The sequence below is a fragment of the Microcoleus harperi Pol14_C6 genome, assembly GCF_036701295.1.
GTDB lineage: Bacteria > Cyanobacteriota > Cyanobacteriia > Cyanobacteriales > Microcoleaceae > Microcoleus.
The window spans coordinates 96,360-115,688 of sequence record NZ_JAUBQN010000003.1 but is presented as its reverse complement, the minus strand read 5'-3'; the positions used below and the strand labels follow the sequence as shown (position 1 = coordinate 115,688).

Sequence of the window (19,329 nt, the reverse complement as noted above, 5' to 3'; positions counted from 1 at the left end):
TTCATTCTTTGTGGAACAGGCATCTTGCCTGTTCTTGATAATGGTAGAAGATATCTGTTGAGTTTAGCACGGGCAACGAGAAGAGATTCGAGATCGCACTTTTGACTCAATTCTAGAAAGGTCGATCGCACATTTAGACTTCATTCCAACCGAATTAACTTAACTAACAAACTCATGATTTCTCCCTGTTCGGGTGTAATAATGATGCGATTGTCGGGAATGGCGATCGGATGAGTCCAACGAACAGCTTCCTCGTAGCGCAAGGCGTGCAGTTGGTGGATAGTGCGCCGTACTCCCAGCGGCGAACCGATGATGACGTGACGGACTGCTTCGCGATTATCGCCCTCAAAGCTTTGGTTGGTTAAAACTTGGGGCGATACTTGGTTCGATGCGGAATCTTGCAACATAGTTTTGACTAATAATTTTGGATAGGTTTGATGCTTTGTAACGGTAAAACCGCGTACAATGACAGATTGAAGAAAAGACAGCAATTCCCCTACAGCACAAGTGGCTTAGCTGGTGCTGTCTCGTCTTTATGTGTTTTATTAGCGTAAACCAATTTACGGTTAACCGTCAAGTAATTTACGTAAACCAATTTACGGTCAGGATCGAGCTGCTTGTGGAAATGCCGGAAAAATCAGAGCGATCGCCACTAATGCGGCTCAGACTTAAGCGATCGTTAACCCAAAAGCAGCTAGCAGACGCACTTGGCGTTACGGAAACAACTGTAAGGAACTGGGAATCGGGGCGATCGGTACCGAAGCTAACGCCTGTTCAATACAAGAAGTTGCTAGAGATTCTGCAAATTACCTCTGCTGAATTACCAGACCAATTTGGTTTTCCTAGCGATGCTGATGGATAGAAAATGGAATATTATAATTGAGGCCTTTTATTTAAACGAACTTATTTGGTTTTCGGATAGTTTGTCCCATTGCGTAGACTCCATGGCCTTTGAATTGCTTATTCGTCTGCGTCGGACTCTTCCTCCTCCTCATCCCACGTCGGTGTATAATTTAAGTCTGGAGGCTGAGTTTCACCTAGTTCTATAGCTAGCGTTTTGCGATACTGTTCTGCTTCAGCAACCTTGGTAAATTTAATTTCAGCTTTTTTTACAGTTTTAGTTTGTTCCGCAATTTTTTCAAGTGCCGAGGTGATTTCATCTAATGTCACCTTGAAAAACTCCTTGCGCTGGTTAACTTTGTTGACGCTTTTATCTCGAAAATATTGATGCAATAAATTCTCAGTTTCTGGAACGTTTTCAGAAAAAATCATTGCATGAATGTCAAAGGGAAATGGAACAGACGCTCCACTTAATTCTTTAACGCGATCGTCGGGTTCAAGCCTTCGCGTCATCCCAATTTTATAAACATTTTCTCCAAAAGAACCAATATTTGAAATGACGTAGATATATCCTGCTTTAGTCACCTGAGCACGAGAAATCGCTCTTGTTTGACTGGCAAGAGCCTCTTGAAGTTGTTGATTTATTTCTTGAAGTTTTCGCTCTAATTGTTCTCTCTGTTGACCTGTAGCTTGTTCGATTTCTCGGCGAGCTTTTTCTAAAGCTTGTTCCCGACGTTTGACTTCTTGTTCCGCATCTTTTCTCGCTTTTTCTATCTCCCGGCGTTCTTTTTCTTCTTCGCGCATTTGCTCTCTAATTCTCCGCTGTTCTTCAGCTTCCTCCTGTTTTTTATCCATAAACTCATGAGTCAAATATAGTTCTTCTAGTTTGAGAGCGCGATAACTAGGCATGATTTGACAGCGATTAGTTTCTGAAAGCTTATTCAAGGTTTCAAAAGCTTTGTTAATCCTGGTTTCTAATTTATTGGCATTGTTATATTTAACCTGAAGAATTGCAGCATCGCACTCGCCATTAAATGCTCTCAGTATTAGCGTCAGAAAGGCATCGGTCATTTTCTTACCTTTTTTCTGGCTGCCCTCTACTACCCAGGGTACATGACAGATAGCCGCCGTCTTATCTTTGAGCATTTTACTTTGTTGGGTTCTAATTTGGTCAAGTCGGCGCTTGTATTCTTCAGAACTGCCAAAGTTATACTGTGATTTATAAAAACCAAAAGATTGAACGGATTCGGATTCTTCAACCTCACTGAGTTTTTGCTGGAGGTTTCTAATTTTAGCCTTTAGTTTTTTTTGCTCGCTTGCAAGCTGGTCGAGTTCCCCTTGTTTGAGATTTATGTTAGAATCTAATTGCTTTTCAAAGTCCTCTTTGGAAAAAAGCGAATCATATTTACGTAAAAGCTTTTTATGTTTGGCTAGTTTAAGTTGCGTGTATGTCAATGCAGCAGCCAGAACTACTGCTGATACTGCAAGGAGTGTAGACAACATATGACCAGGCCTGTCTAAGTGAATAATTTCTTAATATAACTGCAAGATGGTCAATTAGGCAAATTGCCCGAAATTGAAATCGATCGCCATTAGCATATATTCATCCGCATCAAGTGAAGTTTGGAACAATCAGCCGATCGCACTTTCCAAAACTCACATCTTTTACTATTTCATAAACAGCTTTTCCGGCCTGTTCCACAAAATATTAAATTAATGCTTTTTCGCGCTTTTCCGGCAGTCCGCCAGCCAGGGGTTGAAACCCCTGTCTCAAAGCTAAAGTCCTCTTCAAAGGACTGAAGAACTCATTAGTCCTCTGAAGAGGACTTTCGCTATTAGCCAGGGAATTCATTCCCTGGCGGCCTTTCGGTTTAAGCGGGAGATGAGATTAAACCTTAAACTTCTCCACAATCCGTCTCATAGCTTCTTCCACATTCTCCCGACTATTAAACGCCGAAATGCGGAAATAACCCTCACCCGCCGCACCAAAACCAGAACCGGGAGTTCCCACCACATTGCAAGTTTCCAGCAACTTCTGAAAGAAATCCCAACTCGACAAACCGTGAGGCGTTTTCACCCACACATAAGGTGCATTTTCGCCACCAAAAACCTCGATTCCCGCCGCTGTCAATTTCTCGCGAATAATCGCAGCATTTTCCATGTAAAAATTGACTAAAGCCTGAATCTGTGCCTTGCCAGCCTCAGAATAAACCGCCTCTGCACCGCGCTGCACGATGTAAGAAACGCCGTTAAATTTAGTAGATTGGCGGCGGTTCCACAACTTCCAAATTTCGACATCGGAACCGTCTGCTGCTTTTCCAGTCAAAGTCTTCGGTACAACTGTTAACGCGCAGCGAGTACCCGTGAAACCAGCATTTTTGGAAAAAGAACGAAATTCGATCGCACAATCCCGCGCCCCTTCAATTTCGTAGATAGAATGCGGTAAACTCGGATCGGTAATATACGCTTCGTAAGCCGCATCGAAGAAAATAATCGAACCGTTAGCTTTAGCATAATTTACCCAAGCTTGCAAGTGTTCCTTCGTTGCAGTTGCCCCCGTCGGGTTATTCGGAAAACACAAGTAAATTAAATCGACTTTTTTGTCAGTGGGAATTTGGGCAGTAAAATTGTTTTCCGCTGTAATTGGCAGGTAAACTAAGCCGCCGTATTCGCCATTTTCGTTCGCATCTCCCGTGTGTCCAGCCATCACGTTAGTGTCTACATACACCGGATAAACTGGATCGGTAACTGCGATCGTGTTATTGTTGCCAAAGATATCGAGAATATTGCCGCAATCGCACTTAGAACCATCAGAAATAAAGATTTCCGAAGCATCAACATCGCATCCCCGCGACTTAAAATCGTGCTCGGCAATTTTCTCCCGCAGCCACTCATAACCTTGTTCCGGGCCGTATCCTTTAAAGGTATCCCGCGAGCCCATATCTTCCACCGCCTTCACCATCGCCTCCCGACAAGCAGCCGGTAGTGGTTCCGTTACGTCGCCAATCCCCAGCCGGATGATGGGCGCTTCGGGATTCGCCTCTGCATAGGCTTTCACCCTGCGCCCAATTTCGGGAAACAGGTAGCCGGCTTTGAGTTTGAGGTAGTTGTCGTTGATAGTTGCCATAGTTCGATCGCTACAAATGTCGTAGAATAGCTTACTCCCAATTGTCTCTCTCAAGCAGCAGCAAGTTCGGCAACGAGCAATGTACGGGATTTAAGGGATGTGACGGATGGATGTTCAGGGAAGAGAAAGATTTTCCCGACTCGGACACTCAAACACTTCGATACTCCGCCATCACAGCCAATCTGCCTAGTTGCTGACCAGCCATTGACCAAAAAATCAAATCACCTTGTATAATCAAAATAGTGTGCAGCGCAGAAACAATTATGGACGAGATCGAGTACGCCAAACTCTATCAAGAACTGGCGGCAATTCTGAATGAGTTTAATTTGGGTTGGGTAGTTCAACAAGTAGCAGATACTGTCGAGATAGGCAAAGTAATTGAAGAGCGATCGCTCAAAAGAAAAACACCTCTGCTCAAGATAGAAGATTATACCGCAAAAGAACAACTTTTGCTGTTAATTAATGCTGTCGAACAAGCGACGGTCAACACTTCCGAAATGGAAGACGAAATTGCTTATTTCTTGAAAGTAGAATCAGAAACCTCTCCCCTCGGCACAAAAATTACCTTTGCCAATTCCGGTGCCGAAACTGCCAAAACAATTGAGTTTACCTCCAGCGTCACAGCCCCGCGCCACAAACAGGCGATCGCCCTCAAGCACTTGCTCGAAAAACTGCCCTCCGGGCCCAGCAACTACGCCATAAATTCCGAAATTAAAAGCAAATTAAAAAGCTCGATCGATCCCGATTTTAACACAGCGGCAGAACAAGCCAGAATTTTTGACACTTACCTCTTCACTATTCTGCTAAAAGCAGTTGCTAATGAAGGCGGTACTATTTATTACAACAATGTTTTAGACGACGAAACACCGAAATATTTAACATTTAGAAAAACGGCGGGAAAAATCCACGGAACTGCACATCCATACACTCATGCTGTTGTGGAATTTCCCGACAAACCAGCCCTGGAAGTTCACTTAGGAGTAAAAGTCCAAGGTAGAGCCGGAGTTCTGCACAACTGCAACGTTTTAATTCTGTACCAAAAAGAAGCAAATATCTGCCGCTTGCTCAACCGCGAACCCCGACATTCGCAAGTAATTTTAGCAGTAAAATCGGAACACAGCACCTCAGAACTTAAACTAGAAATGGCAGGTGCTTTTATCGGCTTAGCGTCAGATATTCGCTACGAAGGCGGCAGCTATTTTATTTCTAACAGTTACTCCCCACCCGTAGCAAAACTGCTAACTACCGCTCGCAAAAAATGGGAACTAAACATTTTTCCGAGAGGCACAAACGATGTCCACCGGCTGATGTACTCGTTTCAAACTATCTTTAAAGACTTTAAGGCCAGAAACTGATTCGATTAATCAGGACTAATGCCAACTGGCACAAAAGTCTTGCTACATTTTTTGTGTTAGGTTTCGTTCCACGAGCCTAACCTACTGTCTGATGCAAGTAAGGACTGTTTTTCTGCTTGTTCCCGGAGGGGTAAATGCGAGTTTCCTAAATTTGCCCGGTTAAATGTATTTGCTAATGTATCTGCTAATGTATCTGCTACATGAGTCAAGAAAATAATCTATCATGTTGCGAGCACCCGAACCTTACGAATAATGTTTAAGAAAGATAAATCTTCCCTGCTGTTTACCATCGGAGCCGCCACACTTCTGATCGGTTTAGGCTTTGTCACCTACTACCTCGTCATTTCCCGTGGGCCCGCCAAAGATTTACCGGCGGGGGCAACTGTTGTCCCGCAAGATACGATGATGGCCCTATCCATCAGCACCGATGAATCGCAGTGGAATAGACTGCGAGAGTTTGGCACGCCGGAGTCAAAAGCTTCGTTTGAGAGGTTTTTAACGGAAATGCGCGATCGCCTTCTCACAAGCAACGGCTACGCCTACCAGCAAGACATTCAACCCTGGGTGGGTAACACAGCAATGGTAGCCTTTCTCCGCAACAAAATAGCTATACCAGCCCCCTCGCCGGCACCCAACACGCCCCCATCTCCGCCCATTCAACAGTCAGTGGCAATTATCCTGCCAATTGCCAACCCCCTCAAAGCCAAAGAATTATTAGCAAAACCCAGACCCCTCAGCCAAGGAAAAATAGTTGAGCGTAATTATAAAGGCGTGCAAGTCACAGAAACTCAAGGCGTACCCGATCGCAATTTCTCTGTCGCGGTATTGGGAACCAACTATCTAGCAGTTACCACAGATCCTAGCGCTACAGACAGAATAATCGACACCTACAAAGGCGAACCTTCCCTAGCAAAAACCCCTGGCTATGCAGACGCCATAGACAAAATAAAAAGTCCGGGCGCCTTCGGTCAAATCTACGTCAATATGCCCGTTGCCGCCGCCTATGCCGCCGCCAACTCAGCCCGTGAAATTTCGCCAGAAAGCCTCGAAAAACTGCAACAAAATCAAGGATTTGCCACCACAGCAACGCTGGATGCAGAAGGAATTGAATTCAAATCAGTCTCTTGGCTAAAACCAGATTCTACCAGAAGGATAGCAGTAGAAAACAATGCTCTAAAAATGGCTAACCGCCTGCCAAGCAATACAATTATGATGGTATCCGGCGGCAACTTGCAGCGTTTGTGGCAAGACTACGTATTGGGATCCGATGCGAACCCGATTGCCCCGATTAATCCCCAAGTTTTACGCACAGGTTTAAAATCCACTACCGGCCTGGATTTAGATAAAGACTTGATGAACTGGATGGCGGGAGAATTTTCTCTATCATTAATACCAGCCCCCGCCCAGAATCCCAGAGACAAATTTGCTGCCGGATTTGTATTTATGGTGGAAACAAACAACCAGGGCGCCGCCAACAAATCCTTGAAACAGCTTGATGAAACCATGAAAATGAAAGGGTTTAGAGTGGAGGAAATTCAAGTCGGCGGCAAACCGGCGATTAAATGGACATCGCCGTTTGGAGGGATTACGGTAACTCGCGGTTGGATGAACGATGTAGCGTTTATGACAGTAGGAGCTCCAGTGGTTGATACAATCGTTCCGGCACCGAAAAGTCCGCTTTTAAGCAGCGAACTGTTCCAGAAAACTGTCCGATCGCAACTTAAACCCCACAACGGCAATTTCTTCATCGACACCGAGAGTGCCTTTAACCCCAAAAACCTAGCTTTACCGGAGTTTCCTCCCAGCCAAAAAATGTGGATTGATGCCACGCGGTCGATCGGCGTTACAGCGGCCGTCATTGGCGATCGTACCACCCGTTATGACGCTTTTGTCGGTCTCAAAAAATCCACCCAATCCACTCCTTCTGCAAATCCTTCACGGAGTCTTGCTTCACCGCGCCCTGCTTCACCGCGCCCTGCTTCTCCCAGTCCCTCGCCCACTGTCCAAACTTCTCCCAACTAACTCTTAAATCATTCAACAAATCCGCCTGGACACCCCATTAAACAGCAACAGGGCGACAGATTAAAACCGAAAGGCAGCCGCCAGAAGGAACAAGGAAGAAGCAAGGACAGGACTTACGGATACAGACTAAAGAAACCGGGTTTTTTTATCGTTTCTGCAGGCTGCAACGAATTATTTTCGTTAACAAACCCGGTTTCTATGCAGCCCTGCGTCCAGGAATACCAAAGCAACCGAGTTTTTTAAGCCTTGGACTGCAACTAAGTGTTTTCGTAAAAAAACAGGGTTTCTGCGTCTAGGAATGAAGAAGCAATCGACCGTTTCTGACGTACCCTACACTTTATGTACCCGTTGCGTCCAGCACTTCTTATTTTTGTCAGAATTTTAAGGGTCGGCAATTGTAGAGCCGGCTTTTTTTGTTCTTTATAAAACGAAAGGAAAAATTTTTTACGTGGATTTTCCCCGGTCAGTTCTGGGTGCAGAAGCCGATTTTTTAAACCAATACGGTTCAGTTAAGGGCTATGCAGTGCTTAAAACAATAAATACAGGAGGATTCATTCACTCTGACGGAAGAAGTGGCAGAGATTTTAGGATGGGTTGATTGACTTTAATCATTATTGTTAAAGTTTGTAACAAAAACTGTTAATTTCAAGAATCTTTACCACTTCTTTACCGTTGCTATCTAGCCTTCAAATATGCAGGTAAGGGCAAAAAAAAATTGTATCTGGTGGCGGCGGGTTTAGCTAAAAATCTATGATACAAGCCAGTTATAAGCCAATACGCTTGGTTTAACACTGTTTGTTACTCGGATATCCGCCTCGCATCTCCCTCCCAGGGCGGGAGAGAACACTCTTGTCCCGCCCTTTTTTTAGGGGCGATCGGGCTTATCTGAACCGTATTGTTTTTTAAACCGCCATACTTCCTTCAAACTCTCACTAATGTAAAAAAAAAGGTTTCTAGGGGTCGGAGTGCGTCTAGGAAAGCCAGCTTTTTTATATGTCATCAGGAAGATACAGCTTCTAGGCATTGCGAGTTATATTTAGATTGTGGAGAAGATACGCTCGGGGAATTGCAAATGCAGAGGCAAATTTTACAGGGAAATTTTCCTCAGTAAGCCGGGAAAGTGAGTCTGGAACGCACTTGCAGTCCGAAACCCGCTAGCTTCATAAATATACAGCCTTTAACTCCAATTTTTCAGAGAAACTAGGTTTATTTACCTAATTTTTGTGTATATATTTTACCCATTAAAAACCTATGGAAACCGCCAAAAATATTCCAATAAAGGCTAAATTTCGGTCGAAAAAAAGAATAAGCAAACTGGCACTTTCTCTGCCAATTATCTTAATTAATCTTTACTTTTTGCAAGCAAAAGCCGAAGGTCAAACCATTATTCCAGCGGCGGAAGGAACGAACACAACAGTAAATCCGGCACCCCAAAATGGAACTCCTGGGCAGCCAACTCGCTTCGACATTGAAGGCGGACAATTATCGAGCGATCGACAAAATCTCTTCCACAGCTTTACAGAATTCGGCTTGTCGGAAAATCAGATTGCCAACTTTATATCAAACCCCAACATTCGCAACATTTTAGCGGGCATAGGCGGCGGTAAACCCTCGATTATTAACGGCTTAATTCAAGTAACCGGCGGCAATTCTAACTTGTTTCTGATGAATCCATCCGGCATCATATTTGGCAACAGTGCCAGCTTAAACGTGCCGGCTTCTTTCACAGCAACCACCGCCACCGCTATTGGATTTGGTTCTAACTCGTTTAACGCTGTCGGTAGTAGCACTTACACATCTCTGACAGGCGCGCCCAATTCCTTTTCTTTTGGGGCCGATCAGGCAGGGGCAATTATCAGCACGGCAGACTTAGCAGTCAAGTCAGGACAGAACTTAACCTTGCTCGGCGGTACCGTTGTCAGCACAGGCAGCCTTTCTGCCCCAGACGGTCAAATTACCGTAGCATCAGTCTCCGGGACAAATTTAGTGCGCGTCAGCCAGCGAGGCAATTTGCTGAGTTTGGAAATCGAGCCGCCCTCAGCGACCAGCAGCACAGAAACATCCAGCACAGCTTCGACATTCTCGATCGCATCCTTGCCCGAACTGCTCACCGGCATCGGTGAAACGAACGCTACAGGCATCAGCGTCAATGCCAGCGGTGAAGTGGTACTCACGGCCTCTAACCGAGCCGTAGCTGCGGGGGACGTTGCACTAAAAGATGCAAACGCTCGGGCGATCGACATTCAAGCAGCCAACAGCATTGCAGTCAGCGGAAACCTGACAAGTTCCCAAGGTGGCCCAATCGCCCTAGAAGCTAGTGGCGACATTAGCACTGCGGATCTCGACTCCCACTCCGACACCACCGCAGGCGGCAACATCACCGTCACCAGCCGTACAGGAAAAGTAGAAACAGGCAATATCAACGCAAGGTCGATCGACAAAACCAGCAACGCCGGAGACGTTAGTATTGCAGCACCCTCAAGCAGCATTCAAACAGGGTTCATAGACGCCAACTCCGAAGAAAAACAAGGAGGCGCAGTCACTCTCAACGCCCGCAACGATATCGAAGTAACCCATATCAACACCGAAGGCAGAACAGGCGGAGGAGAGATTGACATTACAGCCGGCGGTAATTTCCGAGCTACAGGCACTTTCACAAACGATAACAACTGCTTGTCGCAAGCTTGCAGCATTTCCGCATCCACGACTGGTAGCGCCAATGGTGGAGATATCACCATTCGCCACGGTGGCGAAGCCTCGAACACTCCTTTCGCCGTCGGGCCAGACTATAACAGACTCAACGGTACTGCTGGCAGCATTGCCACTGGGGGTCCAAAGAAGGAAAATGTGATTACACAGGGAAGTTATTTCAGCCCCACCCCTCAGATAGTACAGCCGACCCAAATTAACATTACGGCTTCTTCAGTATCGCCAGCACCAACACCAGCACCGACACCAGCACCGACACCAGCACCAACACCAGCACCAACACCAGCACCGACACCAGCACCAACACCAGCACCAACACCAGCACCAACACCAGCACCAACACCAGCACCAACACCAGCACCAACACCAGCACCGACACCAGCACCGACACCCGCACCGACACCCGCGCCCGCGCCAGCACCAGCGCCAGCACCAGCGCCAGCGCCCGCACCAGCGCCAGCGCCCGCACCTACACCAGCACCGACACCCGCGCCAGCACCAGCGCCAGCACCAGCACCAGCACCGACACCAGCGCCAGCACCAGCGCCAGCACCCGCACCAGCACCAGCGCCCGCGCCAGCACCCGCGCCTACTCCCCCACAAGCATCCCTACCAACTCCAGCACCAGCGCCAGCACCTGAACCAGCGCCAGCACCGACACCAGCACCAGCACCAACACCTGAACCAGCGCCAGCACCAGCACCAGCACCAACACCTGAACCAGCGCCAGCACCAGCACCCGCGCCCGCGCCCGCGCCCGCGCCAGCACCTGGGCCAGCACCAGCACCTGGGCCAGCACCAGCACCCGCGCCAGCACCAGCACCCGCGCCAGCACCCGCGCCTGGGCCAGCACCAGCACCCGCACCAGCACCAGCACCCGCGCCTGCGCCAGCACCAGCACCTGCGCCTGCGCCCGCGCCAGCACCAGCACCAGCACCCGCGCCAGCGCCAGCACCAGCACCTGGGCCAGCACCGATCTCAAATTTGCCACCAGCACCAGCGCCCGCGCCCGCGCCAGTCTCAAATTTGCCACCAGCACCGACAATTACTCAAAACCCAGCACCAGTCTCAAATTTGCCACCAGCACCGACGATTACTCAAAATCCAGCGCCAGTCTCAAATTTGCCACCAGCACCAACTGTTACTCAAAACCCAGCACCAGTCTCAAATTTGCCACCAGCACCGACGATTACTCAAAATCCAGCGCCAGTCTCAAATTTGCCACCAGCACCAACTGTTACTCAAAACCCAGCGCCAGTCTCAAATTTGCCACCAGCACCGACCATTACTCAAAATCCAGTGGTTGCGCCTGCTGCTGCGCCGATAAATCTCGCACCGATACCGACACCGGAGCTCGCAGCCAACCAGCCACCCAGCACAAATCGTTTATTTTCGCCTAGCTTGCAAGAGCAAAACCAGATATCTAATTCCTTGCAACAGCGCAATTTACCTCCCGCGTCTCCGAATCTTGACGCTTCCAAGTTGCCAACTAACGTCGATGCCGTTATTTTTCCCGTGGAGGAGAGATTTACCAGGGAGTTTGCCGATTACCTAAATTTGCCCTCAACAAATGCGATCGCCACCCTAGAAGATGCCCAAAATACCCTTCGCAGTGTCCAACAAGCCACAGGCATCAAACCAGCTCTCATTTATATCAGCTTTGTGCCCAGGGGTTCTACAGTCGATCGGCCTTACAGCAGTTCGTCCATCTTGCGCGTAGAACAGCAAATCCAAGCCTCTGACGAACTGGAAATGATGGTGATCGCGCCGGAAGGCGTGCCGGTTCGCCAGCGCATCCCTGGAACCTCTCGCGCCCAGGTAATGGAAGCTGTTCGGAAATTTCGCGATGAACTGACTAATCCGGTAAAGCGCAACACTAAAAGTTATTTGCCCTTGGCTAAGCAACTCTACCAGTGGATGGTAGCGCCGCTCGAAGCAGAACTGCAAGCCAAAGGCATTGAGAATTTATCTTTTATCTCAGATATGGGGTTGCGATCGATACCGATGGGTGCCCTGCACGACGGCAAAGGCTTTCTGGTAGAGCGTTACAGTGTTGGATCGATGCCGAGTCTGAGTTTGACCGATACCAGCCCCGCCAATTTCAAAAATACCCAAGTTCTGGCAATGGGGGCGTCGCAATTTCCAGATATGAGTCCTTTACCTGCTGTGGAAATAGAAGTATCGACCATCACGCCGCAGCAGTGGCCGGGTAAGTCTTTCTTGAATGAAGCTTTCACCCTGGCTAATTTGAAATCGCAGCGCCAGCAGCAGCCTTTTGGGATGATTCACTTGGCTACTCACGCCGAATTTCGATCGGGAGATCCCAGCGAATCCTTTATTCAGTTGTGGGATACTAAATTGCGTTTGGATCAGTTGCGGCAAATGGGATGGCACAGCCCGCAAGTTGAAATGTTAGTTTTGAGCGCTTGCAGGACTGCTGTGGGCGATCGAGAGGCCGAGTTAGGCTTTGGCGGGTTAGCCGTGCAAGCCGGGGTTAAATCGGCTATGGCGACTCTCTGGTATGTCAGCGACGAGGGCAGTTTGGGATTGATGTCGGAGTTTTACGCGCAGTTAAAAACTGCTCCGATTAAAGCAGAAGCACTGCGGCAAGCGCAATTAGCGATGTTGCGGGGAGAAGTGCGAATTGAAGGGGGGGTGTTGCATACTTCTGAGGGCAATCTGCCGCTACCGCCGGAGTTGGCAAACATGGCGAGTCCGAATTTCTCTCATCCTTATTATTGGTCTGCTTTTAGAATGATTGGCAATCCTTGGTAAGTCGATCGCCCACTCGCACCTCAACAACCGCCAACCACTCATAATTGCCACAAAAATTCAAAATCCCAAACCCAAAACTGCCCAACCCCAGTACGATCGATCTAGTTAGCAAAAATAAGTAAAAACACTACCGGAGTAATTTTTATGGATCTGGTCGTACTCCAGAACTGGCTGGACAACATCTCCTTTGCCGTTTTGTTCTCCACAATGCTCATTTACTGGGTTGGCGCAGCGTTCCCCGGCATTCCCTACCTGGGGGCCCTAGGCACCGCAGGAATGGCCGTCGCCAACCTATCCATCGCCGCTTTACTCGGTTCTCGATGGATAGAAGCCGGCTACTTCCCCTTAAGCAATCTCTACGAATCTTTATTTTTCCTAGTTTGGGGAATCACCGCCATCCACCTAGTCGCGGAAAACATGAGTCGTTCCCGCTTAGTAGGAGTAGCCACATCCCCCGTAGCAATGGCAATATCCGCCTTTGCAGCCCTGACTCTGCCCGCAACCATGCAATCTGCAGAGCCCCTAGTACCCGCCCTCAAATCCAACTGGCTGATGATGCACGTTAGCGTCATGATGCTCAGTTACTCAACTTTAATGGTAGGAGCGCTACTGGCGATCGCCTTTTTGATCGTCACCCGCGGCCAAAAAATCGAACTCACGGGTAGTTCCTTCGGCACCAACAGCAACCGCAACGGCAACTACCGCCTCCAACGCCCTCAAAACCCCGAACCTCAAATTGCAGAAACCAGCGCCGACAGCGCCTTAGCCTTCAGCGAACCCTCTTTCAACTCCAACAATAACGGTTTGGGCACTACGGCAGTGCTCGAATTAGCAACCGTTCAAACCCCATCAACCGCCCCAACTCAAACTGCAGAACTTCTCTCGCCCCAGCGCTTGAATCTAGCAGAAACTCTTGATAACATTAGCTATCGCATCATCGGTTTAGGATTCCCCTTGCTGACAGTTGGCATTATTGCCGGTGCGGTTTGGGCTAACGAAGCTTGGGGATCATACTGGAGTTGGGACCCGAAAGAAACTTGGGCGCTAATTACTTGGTTGGTATTTGCTGCCTACCTGCACGCCCGCATTACTCGTGGCTGGCAGGGAAGACGCCCAGCAATTTTAGCAGCCACAGGTTTTGTGGTAGTTTGGATTTGCTATCTAGGCGTTAATCTTTTAGGCAAAGGTTTACATTCCTACGGTTGGTTTTTCTAATTCCCGATCCACCAATGGGCCACAGGAGAACAGGATAAGTCAAAGCATCGGGATTAATATCATCTCCGGTTGTAGGGTGGGCAATTCCCACCTTACTCAACCAGCGAGATTCTAATAATTAACTCCCTCTTCCTTCTTCCCTTTTTTTACCCGATCGCGAAGTCGAAGCGCCTTCTTCTCTCTTCTAAATTCTGCCTTCCCTCTTCTAACTTCGGTCTTCCTGACCTCCGTCCTTACATCCGTTGCATCCCGTACATTGCTCGTTGCCGCACTTCCTTCATTCATTAAAATAAGGACAATTAATATGGACGAATCGCCAATATTTCCCCAAGAAGACGATGTTGTGTCTGCCCCTACAAGCGCTTTGATGTATCAATGTACATTCAAAGTCAGCGAATTTATGGCAATTATGCAGGCGAAATTGGTAGACGAAAAATTATTTTCAGATGGCCTGGATTGCGAGCTATTAAGTGCTGGCAAAGACTGGACTAAAGGAAAACTTAGAATGCGTCTGGAGTTCATTCCGCTTGAACCTGAAATCAAAGAACAAAAAGCCCTTCCTGCCGCTGCAGAAAGATCGGACACCGTGCAAAACTACGCCGTAGATAGCTCAAATCAAACCGATATAGATGAGCCATTAAAGCAATGTGACTCAACAGAAATAAGTAATCATTTTCATATTTCTAGGTATCCAGACCGCGACCCCCAAAGTATAGGAATGTGGAGCTAGGAAGGCCAAGACTGAGAGATTGGGAGAGGGGGATACTCCCCCTTATTTACTCAAAATCCATCGCTTAAATCCCGGACAATGCTCGTTGTCTAACTTCCTTATTTTTGCTTAATGAAAAACTGCTATCATGGCTGAATCTTTCAATTGGACGCACCTGCACGCTCAAGTTCACAGGACGCTGCTTTACAGAAAAATATTGCCATCTAATCAGCGCTTGCTAGTAGCAGTATCCGGCGGACAAGATTCTCTGTGTTTAATTAAATTACTGCTAGATTTGCAGCCAAAATGGGGGTGGAACCTAGCAATTGTTCACTGCGATCATCGTTGGCGTTCTGACTCGCAAGCCTCTGCCAATCATGTAGAACAATTAGCTAAAAACTGGGGAATATCCTACTATTTGGAAACAGCCTTCGAGATTTCCAAAACAGAAGCAGCCGCCAGAAAGTGGCGATATCAAGCTTTAACCGAAATTGCGATCGCCCACAACTACCCCTACATTGTTACAGGCCACACAGCCAGCGATCGCGCCGAAACACTCCTCTACAACCTGATTCGCGGCAGTGGCGCCGACGGACTTTCCGCCCTCACCTGGACACGCCCTCTCGCCGATTTTCGATTGCCGATTGCCGATTTTAGATTGGGGAATTCCGGCGAAAATCCCAACTCCCAAATACCTGCCGATTTTAAATTGGAAAATCAGGATGAAAATTCCCAATCGAAAATCCAAAATCGAAAATATAAAATCTATTTAGTTCGTCCCTTGCTCGAAATAACTCGATCGCAAACAGGTCAATTTTGTCAAGAGAAAAAACTACCCATTTGGGAAGATTCCACAAATCAAGATTTGCAATATAGTCGCAACCGGATTCGATCGGAATTATTGCCTTATTTGGAAACTCATTTCAATCCAAAAGCCCAACAAGCCCTAGCTCAAACAGCCGAACTCCTCCGCGCCGACGTAGAATATCTGGAACTTGCAGCCAGCGACTTGCTACAGCGAGCAATGTCTCCAATTGGAGACAGCCCGCAGGTGAATTTTCAACTTCCCGTCAAGTTAAACCGCCCGATTTTGCGGGAAGCACCCCTGGCATTGCAGCGACGGGCAATGCGGCAACTACTGCAACAAATATTGCCCTCGGCGCCCAGTTTTGAAAGCGTAGAAAAACTAACCAGCTTAATCGTAGCGCCCAACCGATCGCAAACCGATCCATTTCCTGGAGGAGCGATCGGTCGAGTCGAACACCCTTCGATAATTTTAGATATTAAATTTTAAGCTGTGATCAAACCCGAAAGGACTTGCCGTAGATCAGAAACTACCCGATCTTGCTCCTCTCCCGTCTGCTGCACCCGATCGAGTTCCCCCGTCGCCGCTTCGAGCTTTTGGCGTAGCGCATTCAAATTGTCCTGCATCGGCTGCAACATTTCTTGATAAACATTCACTCTGCCCCAGAGTTGCGCCACTGCACCTTTCTGGTTGAACAAATTCTGCTCTAACTGCTTGAGTTCGTAGCGTTTCGCCTCACTTTCCCCATTTTGGCGGTTGACATTTGCCTCAATTTGGGATACTGCTTCCCGCACCTGCTGAATTTCGTTTTCCAGTCTTTGCAATTCTTGGCTTTGCTGCTGCCGCTGAGTATTGAGCTGTGCGACAATCGGTCCCAAATCAATATCTCCTCGCTCTTGTTTGGGAGCATTACCAGTACCCAGCCGCCGCCACAGCACCGCCTGATGCTGCTTTAAGACATCTTCCCGTTCCTGCAACCGGAGGCGCTGTCCCACCAGAGTTTCGTTTAACATCTGATAACTTTCGAGTTCATCTGCCATTTCATTTTCCAAAGCCATGCGATCGTACTCGCTAGCAGCTTGAATTTTCCCTTGCAGCTCCTCGATTGTCTCCCGCTGCAGAGTCAACTCCTCCTCTTGATCGTTAACAAACCGGAACACCTTTTCCAAATCGTGTTGCAGGTGTTGCACCAGCCCCTGTAACTCATCAACAGGCATCTTCTCCAAAGCTGACACATCTACTTTTTGCTCCGTACCCGCAGTACCCGAAGCAGATGCGAGCCTGGAAACTTGCTGGTAAAGATCCTCAACAGCCCGCACCTGCAAAGACACGGACTGAGCCTGGTCCTGCTTCCCGCTGAGGGTACTTTGCTGCCCTTTAAGCTCCGCCCGAGCCCCGGCCAAAGCATCTTGAGATTGGTACCACTCTTGCCAGCGGTTTTGGAGGCTCTGATTTTGTCGATCGACCTCTTCTTGTTGCTGTTGAGCTATGCTTTGTTTTTGCTCCAACTGCTGCCAGTGCTGATCCAGAATTGCCTGTTGAGCGGCCACGGCACTAAAAGACTGATTGAGTTGTTCCCGCACCCCTTGGGCAGAAGCAATTGCTCCTCCCAGCTTCTGCATCAACTCCTGAATCCTCTGGGTCTGCTGCTCATCAACTACTGCCCCCTGCGGAACCTCAGACTGCTGCTGGGCTACCCGTTGCTGCTCGCCCCGCAACTGTTCCCAAGCGGTCTCAATTTCCACACGACTTCGATCGACTTCTTCTCGCAGTCGGTTAGCTTCATCTCGAGTATTTTCAATTTCTGAGCGCTGAGCCTCCAGTCGCTCCAACTCCTCTTCCATTTGAGCCAACTGCTCTTCGCGGGCTTGCATTTCCATTTCCCGGCGATTGAGTTCCTGACTCGAAAACGTCAGAGAAGCCTTCCACTGTTCAATTTCCTCTTCCTTATCTTTAAACTTGTCCTGCAATCGCGAGAAATTTTGCAGAATGCTCACCAACTGGCGGGCCGCCTCCTGAATCCGCTGCACTTGCTTGCTAGCGCTCAACTCAACCAGCACGAGCGTGCCGTCGTTAAACTTATTAGCTTCCTCAACTGGGATCGCGTCATCGCCTGGTACGGCGCTCCAGTTATGTTCGCCCCGCTGACAAGCTAGCAGTTTCAGTTCAGCCTTACCGCCACCGAGACCAAAGCCGCTTCTCTGTTTTTGTACTTCCGCTAGATACAGCACACTAATAGTCCTCTGCTTCGTAAAACCTATCCCAACTTACTTTAAGTTACTTAAAGGCCTAAAAGATAAGTGGTGTTTACTTCCTACGCTGTTGGGTAGACGGCTAATCCCAAGATAAGTAGGCTATCCCCCTTAAGCCAAAGGTTCTTGACTAAACATAGCACTGCGTGCGATCTTTAGTCAACTTACCTAAAGTAAACAAGTATAGGCAAGTAAGGATAACTTTTTGCCAATTAAGTCTTACTTTTTGGTATCGTTTGCCCAATCGGGGGATAGCATTTTTTTCTAACTTTAGCAGCACTCACGCATAGCACGTTCTCACGGGAGAACTTCTAGAAAGTACCGCCGCCGCCAGTTGTCTGGAGGAATGAGAGAGCAGTACCAATGCCGCTTGATTAAAGACTAGCTCTCACTGCGGAGACTGCCATAGCGCCAACCTGAAAAAGGTCAGTCCTTGAACCTCCCCACGTCTAAAGCCGGGGGATTGCTGCCCACCTTCTAGACGACAATGGGACATTCAAATATGGCTCTACTCACTCAAAGAACTTTACTTCTCCCGGAGCGCAGATTTGCTGAGTCCTTCATATTTTTAAGGTTGAACGTGACCTATGCTGCAATTATTTGCCCTTTCACTATTCCGAATTAATCGGATTAGTGCGTTGCCGGGGTTGCTCGCCGTCTAGGATATTTCAATGGGTTGAAAGTAATTCTTACTCTGGCGAATCGCTCTGTGCCAATTATACCACTCTGGTTTTAGCAACACAATCGTTTCACGGGACTTAAAAGTCCCAACCGACCGATCCCCAGGTCTAACTCCCATGTCGTTAGCCCAGGGCTTGCCTCTGGCGCTTCGATCCAAAAGTTTGTATTGATTTTACAACACTTTAGTTATGGGTCGATCGCGAGAAAAGCCGTTGCAGCCCCCAAGCGTGCGCCTTGCTCCGGCGGACTAGGGATTTGAACCGCGCTGCCTTAGAATAAGGTAATGACGCGAGCCTATGACGCTCGCCGCGGGCGAGCAAAAAGGTCGATCGGCACTGAGGGTTTTCCTGACAATTGCCAACAAAGGTTCATTTTGACAGCACCTAATTTTAGGGCTGTGGCAAACCCAAAAAAACCTCGATCGCAACTCATCCAACCCAACAGACTAGCCTCAAGTTCCCGTCGGGGCTTGATTGGCACTTGCTGCTGGTAGCAGCGGTAAAACCAGAGAATCCTCGGTATTTTGAAGTTGCCCTACGCCAAGATGTGTTGGATAAACTGACGGCATACTCAGCCAAAAACTTCAAAACTTTGGCTATCGAAGACTTGAACCAGTCGGGAATGCCAGGGTTGCACACTCGAAGAACCCGTGCCATCGTGCGATATGGATTCTACGAGTTTAGGCAACAGTGGGAATACTAAGGTGAAACTCTACACTTAGAGAATGCCGCGAGTTTCGCGGTTTCAGCTTGTGGACTGGTAGCGCGGCCGAGGAGCAGCAGCAAGTATCGCCCTTTCGTCAATTCCCAATTGTGAAATCGGCATCAGCGCGTAAATTA

12 protein-coding genes are annotated in these 19,329 nt (G+C 48.2%); 8 read left to right on the top strand and 4 right to left on the bottom strand.

All coding sequences use genetic code 11. The features are described from left to right. Nucleotides 1-140: 140 nt before the first annotated feature. Nucleotides 141-407 carry a hypothetical protein gene (locus QUA27_RS03805; protein WP_333066424.1) on the bottom strand — a complete coding sequence of 89 codons (267 nt, stop codon included), beginning with the start codon at nt 405-407 and terminating at the stop codon, nt 141-143. 128 nt (nt 408-535) lie between these two features. Here QUA27_RS03805 and QUA27_RS03800 point away from each other — a divergent pair, with 128 nt between their 5' ends. Continuing rightward, nucleotides 536-862 carry a helix-turn-helix domain-containing protein gene (locus QUA27_RS03800; protein ID WP_333066423.1) on the top strand — a complete coding sequence of 109 codons (327 nt, stop codon included), beginning with the start codon at nt 536-538 and terminating at the stop codon, nt 860-862. A gap of 98 nt (nt 863-960) precedes the next feature. Here the strand turns inward: QUA27_RS03800 and QUA27_RS03795 are convergent, their stop codons facing one another. Together QUA27_RS03795 and QUA27_RS03790 are read right to left on the bottom strand one after the other, a co-directional pair. Next, a complete protein-coding gene (locus QUA27_RS03795) occupies nt 961-2,343 on the bottom strand; it encodes an SNIPE associated domain-containing protein (protein WP_333066421.1) in 1,383 nt (460 codons plus the stop codon). A 385-nt stretch (nt 2,344-2,728) separates the two neighbouring features. Then, entirely contained in the window at nt 2,729-3,967 is a 1,239-nt protein-coding gene (locus QUA27_RS03790) for an LL-diaminopimelate aminotransferase (RefSeq protein WP_015176997.1), read from the bottom strand. Nucleotides 3,968-4,230: 263 nt separating this feature from the next. Between QUA27_RS03790 and QUA27_RS03785 the strand changes: the two genes are divergently transcribed. The 6 genes from QUA27_RS03785 to tilS all read left to right on the top strand — a co-directional run bounded on the left by QUA27_RS03785 (nt 4,231) and on the right by tilS (nt 16,046). Beyond that, nucleotides 4,231-5,322 carry a hypothetical protein gene (locus tag QUA27_RS03785; protein WP_333066419.1) on the top strand — a complete coding sequence of 364 codons (1,092 nt, stop codon included), beginning with the start codon at nt 4,231-4,233 and terminating at the stop codon, nt 5,320-5,322. 252 nt (nt 5,323-5,574) lie between these two features. Then, on the top strand, nt 5,575-7,344 hold the full coding sequence (locus QUA27_RS03780) for a DUF3352 domain-containing protein (protein ID WP_333066417.1): 1,770 nt from the start codon (nt 5,575-5,577) through the stop codon (nt 7,342-7,344). A gap of 1,251 nt (nt 7,345-8,595) precedes the next feature. Beyond that, nucleotides 8,596-12,828: a CHAT domain-containing protein gene (locus tag QUA27_RS03775; protein WP_333066416.1), complete on the top strand. Its 4,233-nt coding sequence runs from the start codon at nt 8,596-8,598 to the stop codon at nt 12,826-12,828. A 144-nt stretch (nt 12,829-12,972) separates the two neighbouring features. Then, complete coding sequence (ccsB, locus tag QUA27_RS03770; protein ID WP_333066415.1) at nt 12,973-14,043, top strand: c-type cytochrome biogenesis protein CcsB; 1,071 nt, start codon at nt 12,973-12,975, stop codon at nt 14,041-14,043. 304 nt (nt 14,044-14,347) lie between these two features. Then, nucleotides 14,348-14,773, top strand: coding sequence for a KGK domain-containing protein (locus QUA27_RS03765; RefSeq protein WP_333066414.1), 426 nt, complete (start codon nt 14,348-14,350; stop codon nt 14,771-14,773). Between the two features lie 127 nt (nt 14,774-14,900). Beyond that, nucleotides 14,901-16,046 (top strand): tRNA lysidine(34) synthetase TilS, encoded by a 1,146-nt coding sequence (gene tilS, locus QUA27_RS03760; RefSeq protein ID WP_333066412.1) that lies wholly within the window; start codon nt 14,901-14,903, stop codon nt 16,044-16,046. Here tilS and hmpF read toward each other — a convergent pair. Beyond that, nucleotides 16,043-17,788, bottom strand: a complete 1,746-nt coding sequence (gene hmpF / locus QUA27_RS03755; RefSeq protein WP_333066410.1) for a pilus motility taxis protein HmpF — start codon at nt 17,786-17,788, stop codon at nt 16,043-16,045. The two genes, tilS and hmpF, sit on opposite strands and share 4 nt — an antisense overlap. 1,182 nt (nt 17,789-18,970) lie before the next feature. Here hmpF and QUA27_RS03750 point away from each other — a divergent pair. Next, nucleotides 18,971-19,192, top strand: a complete 222-nt coding sequence (locus QUA27_RS03750) for a hypothetical protein (protein WP_333066408.1) — start codon at nt 18,971-18,973, stop codon at nt 19,190-19,192. Nucleotides 19,193-19,329: the final 137 nt, after the last annotated feature.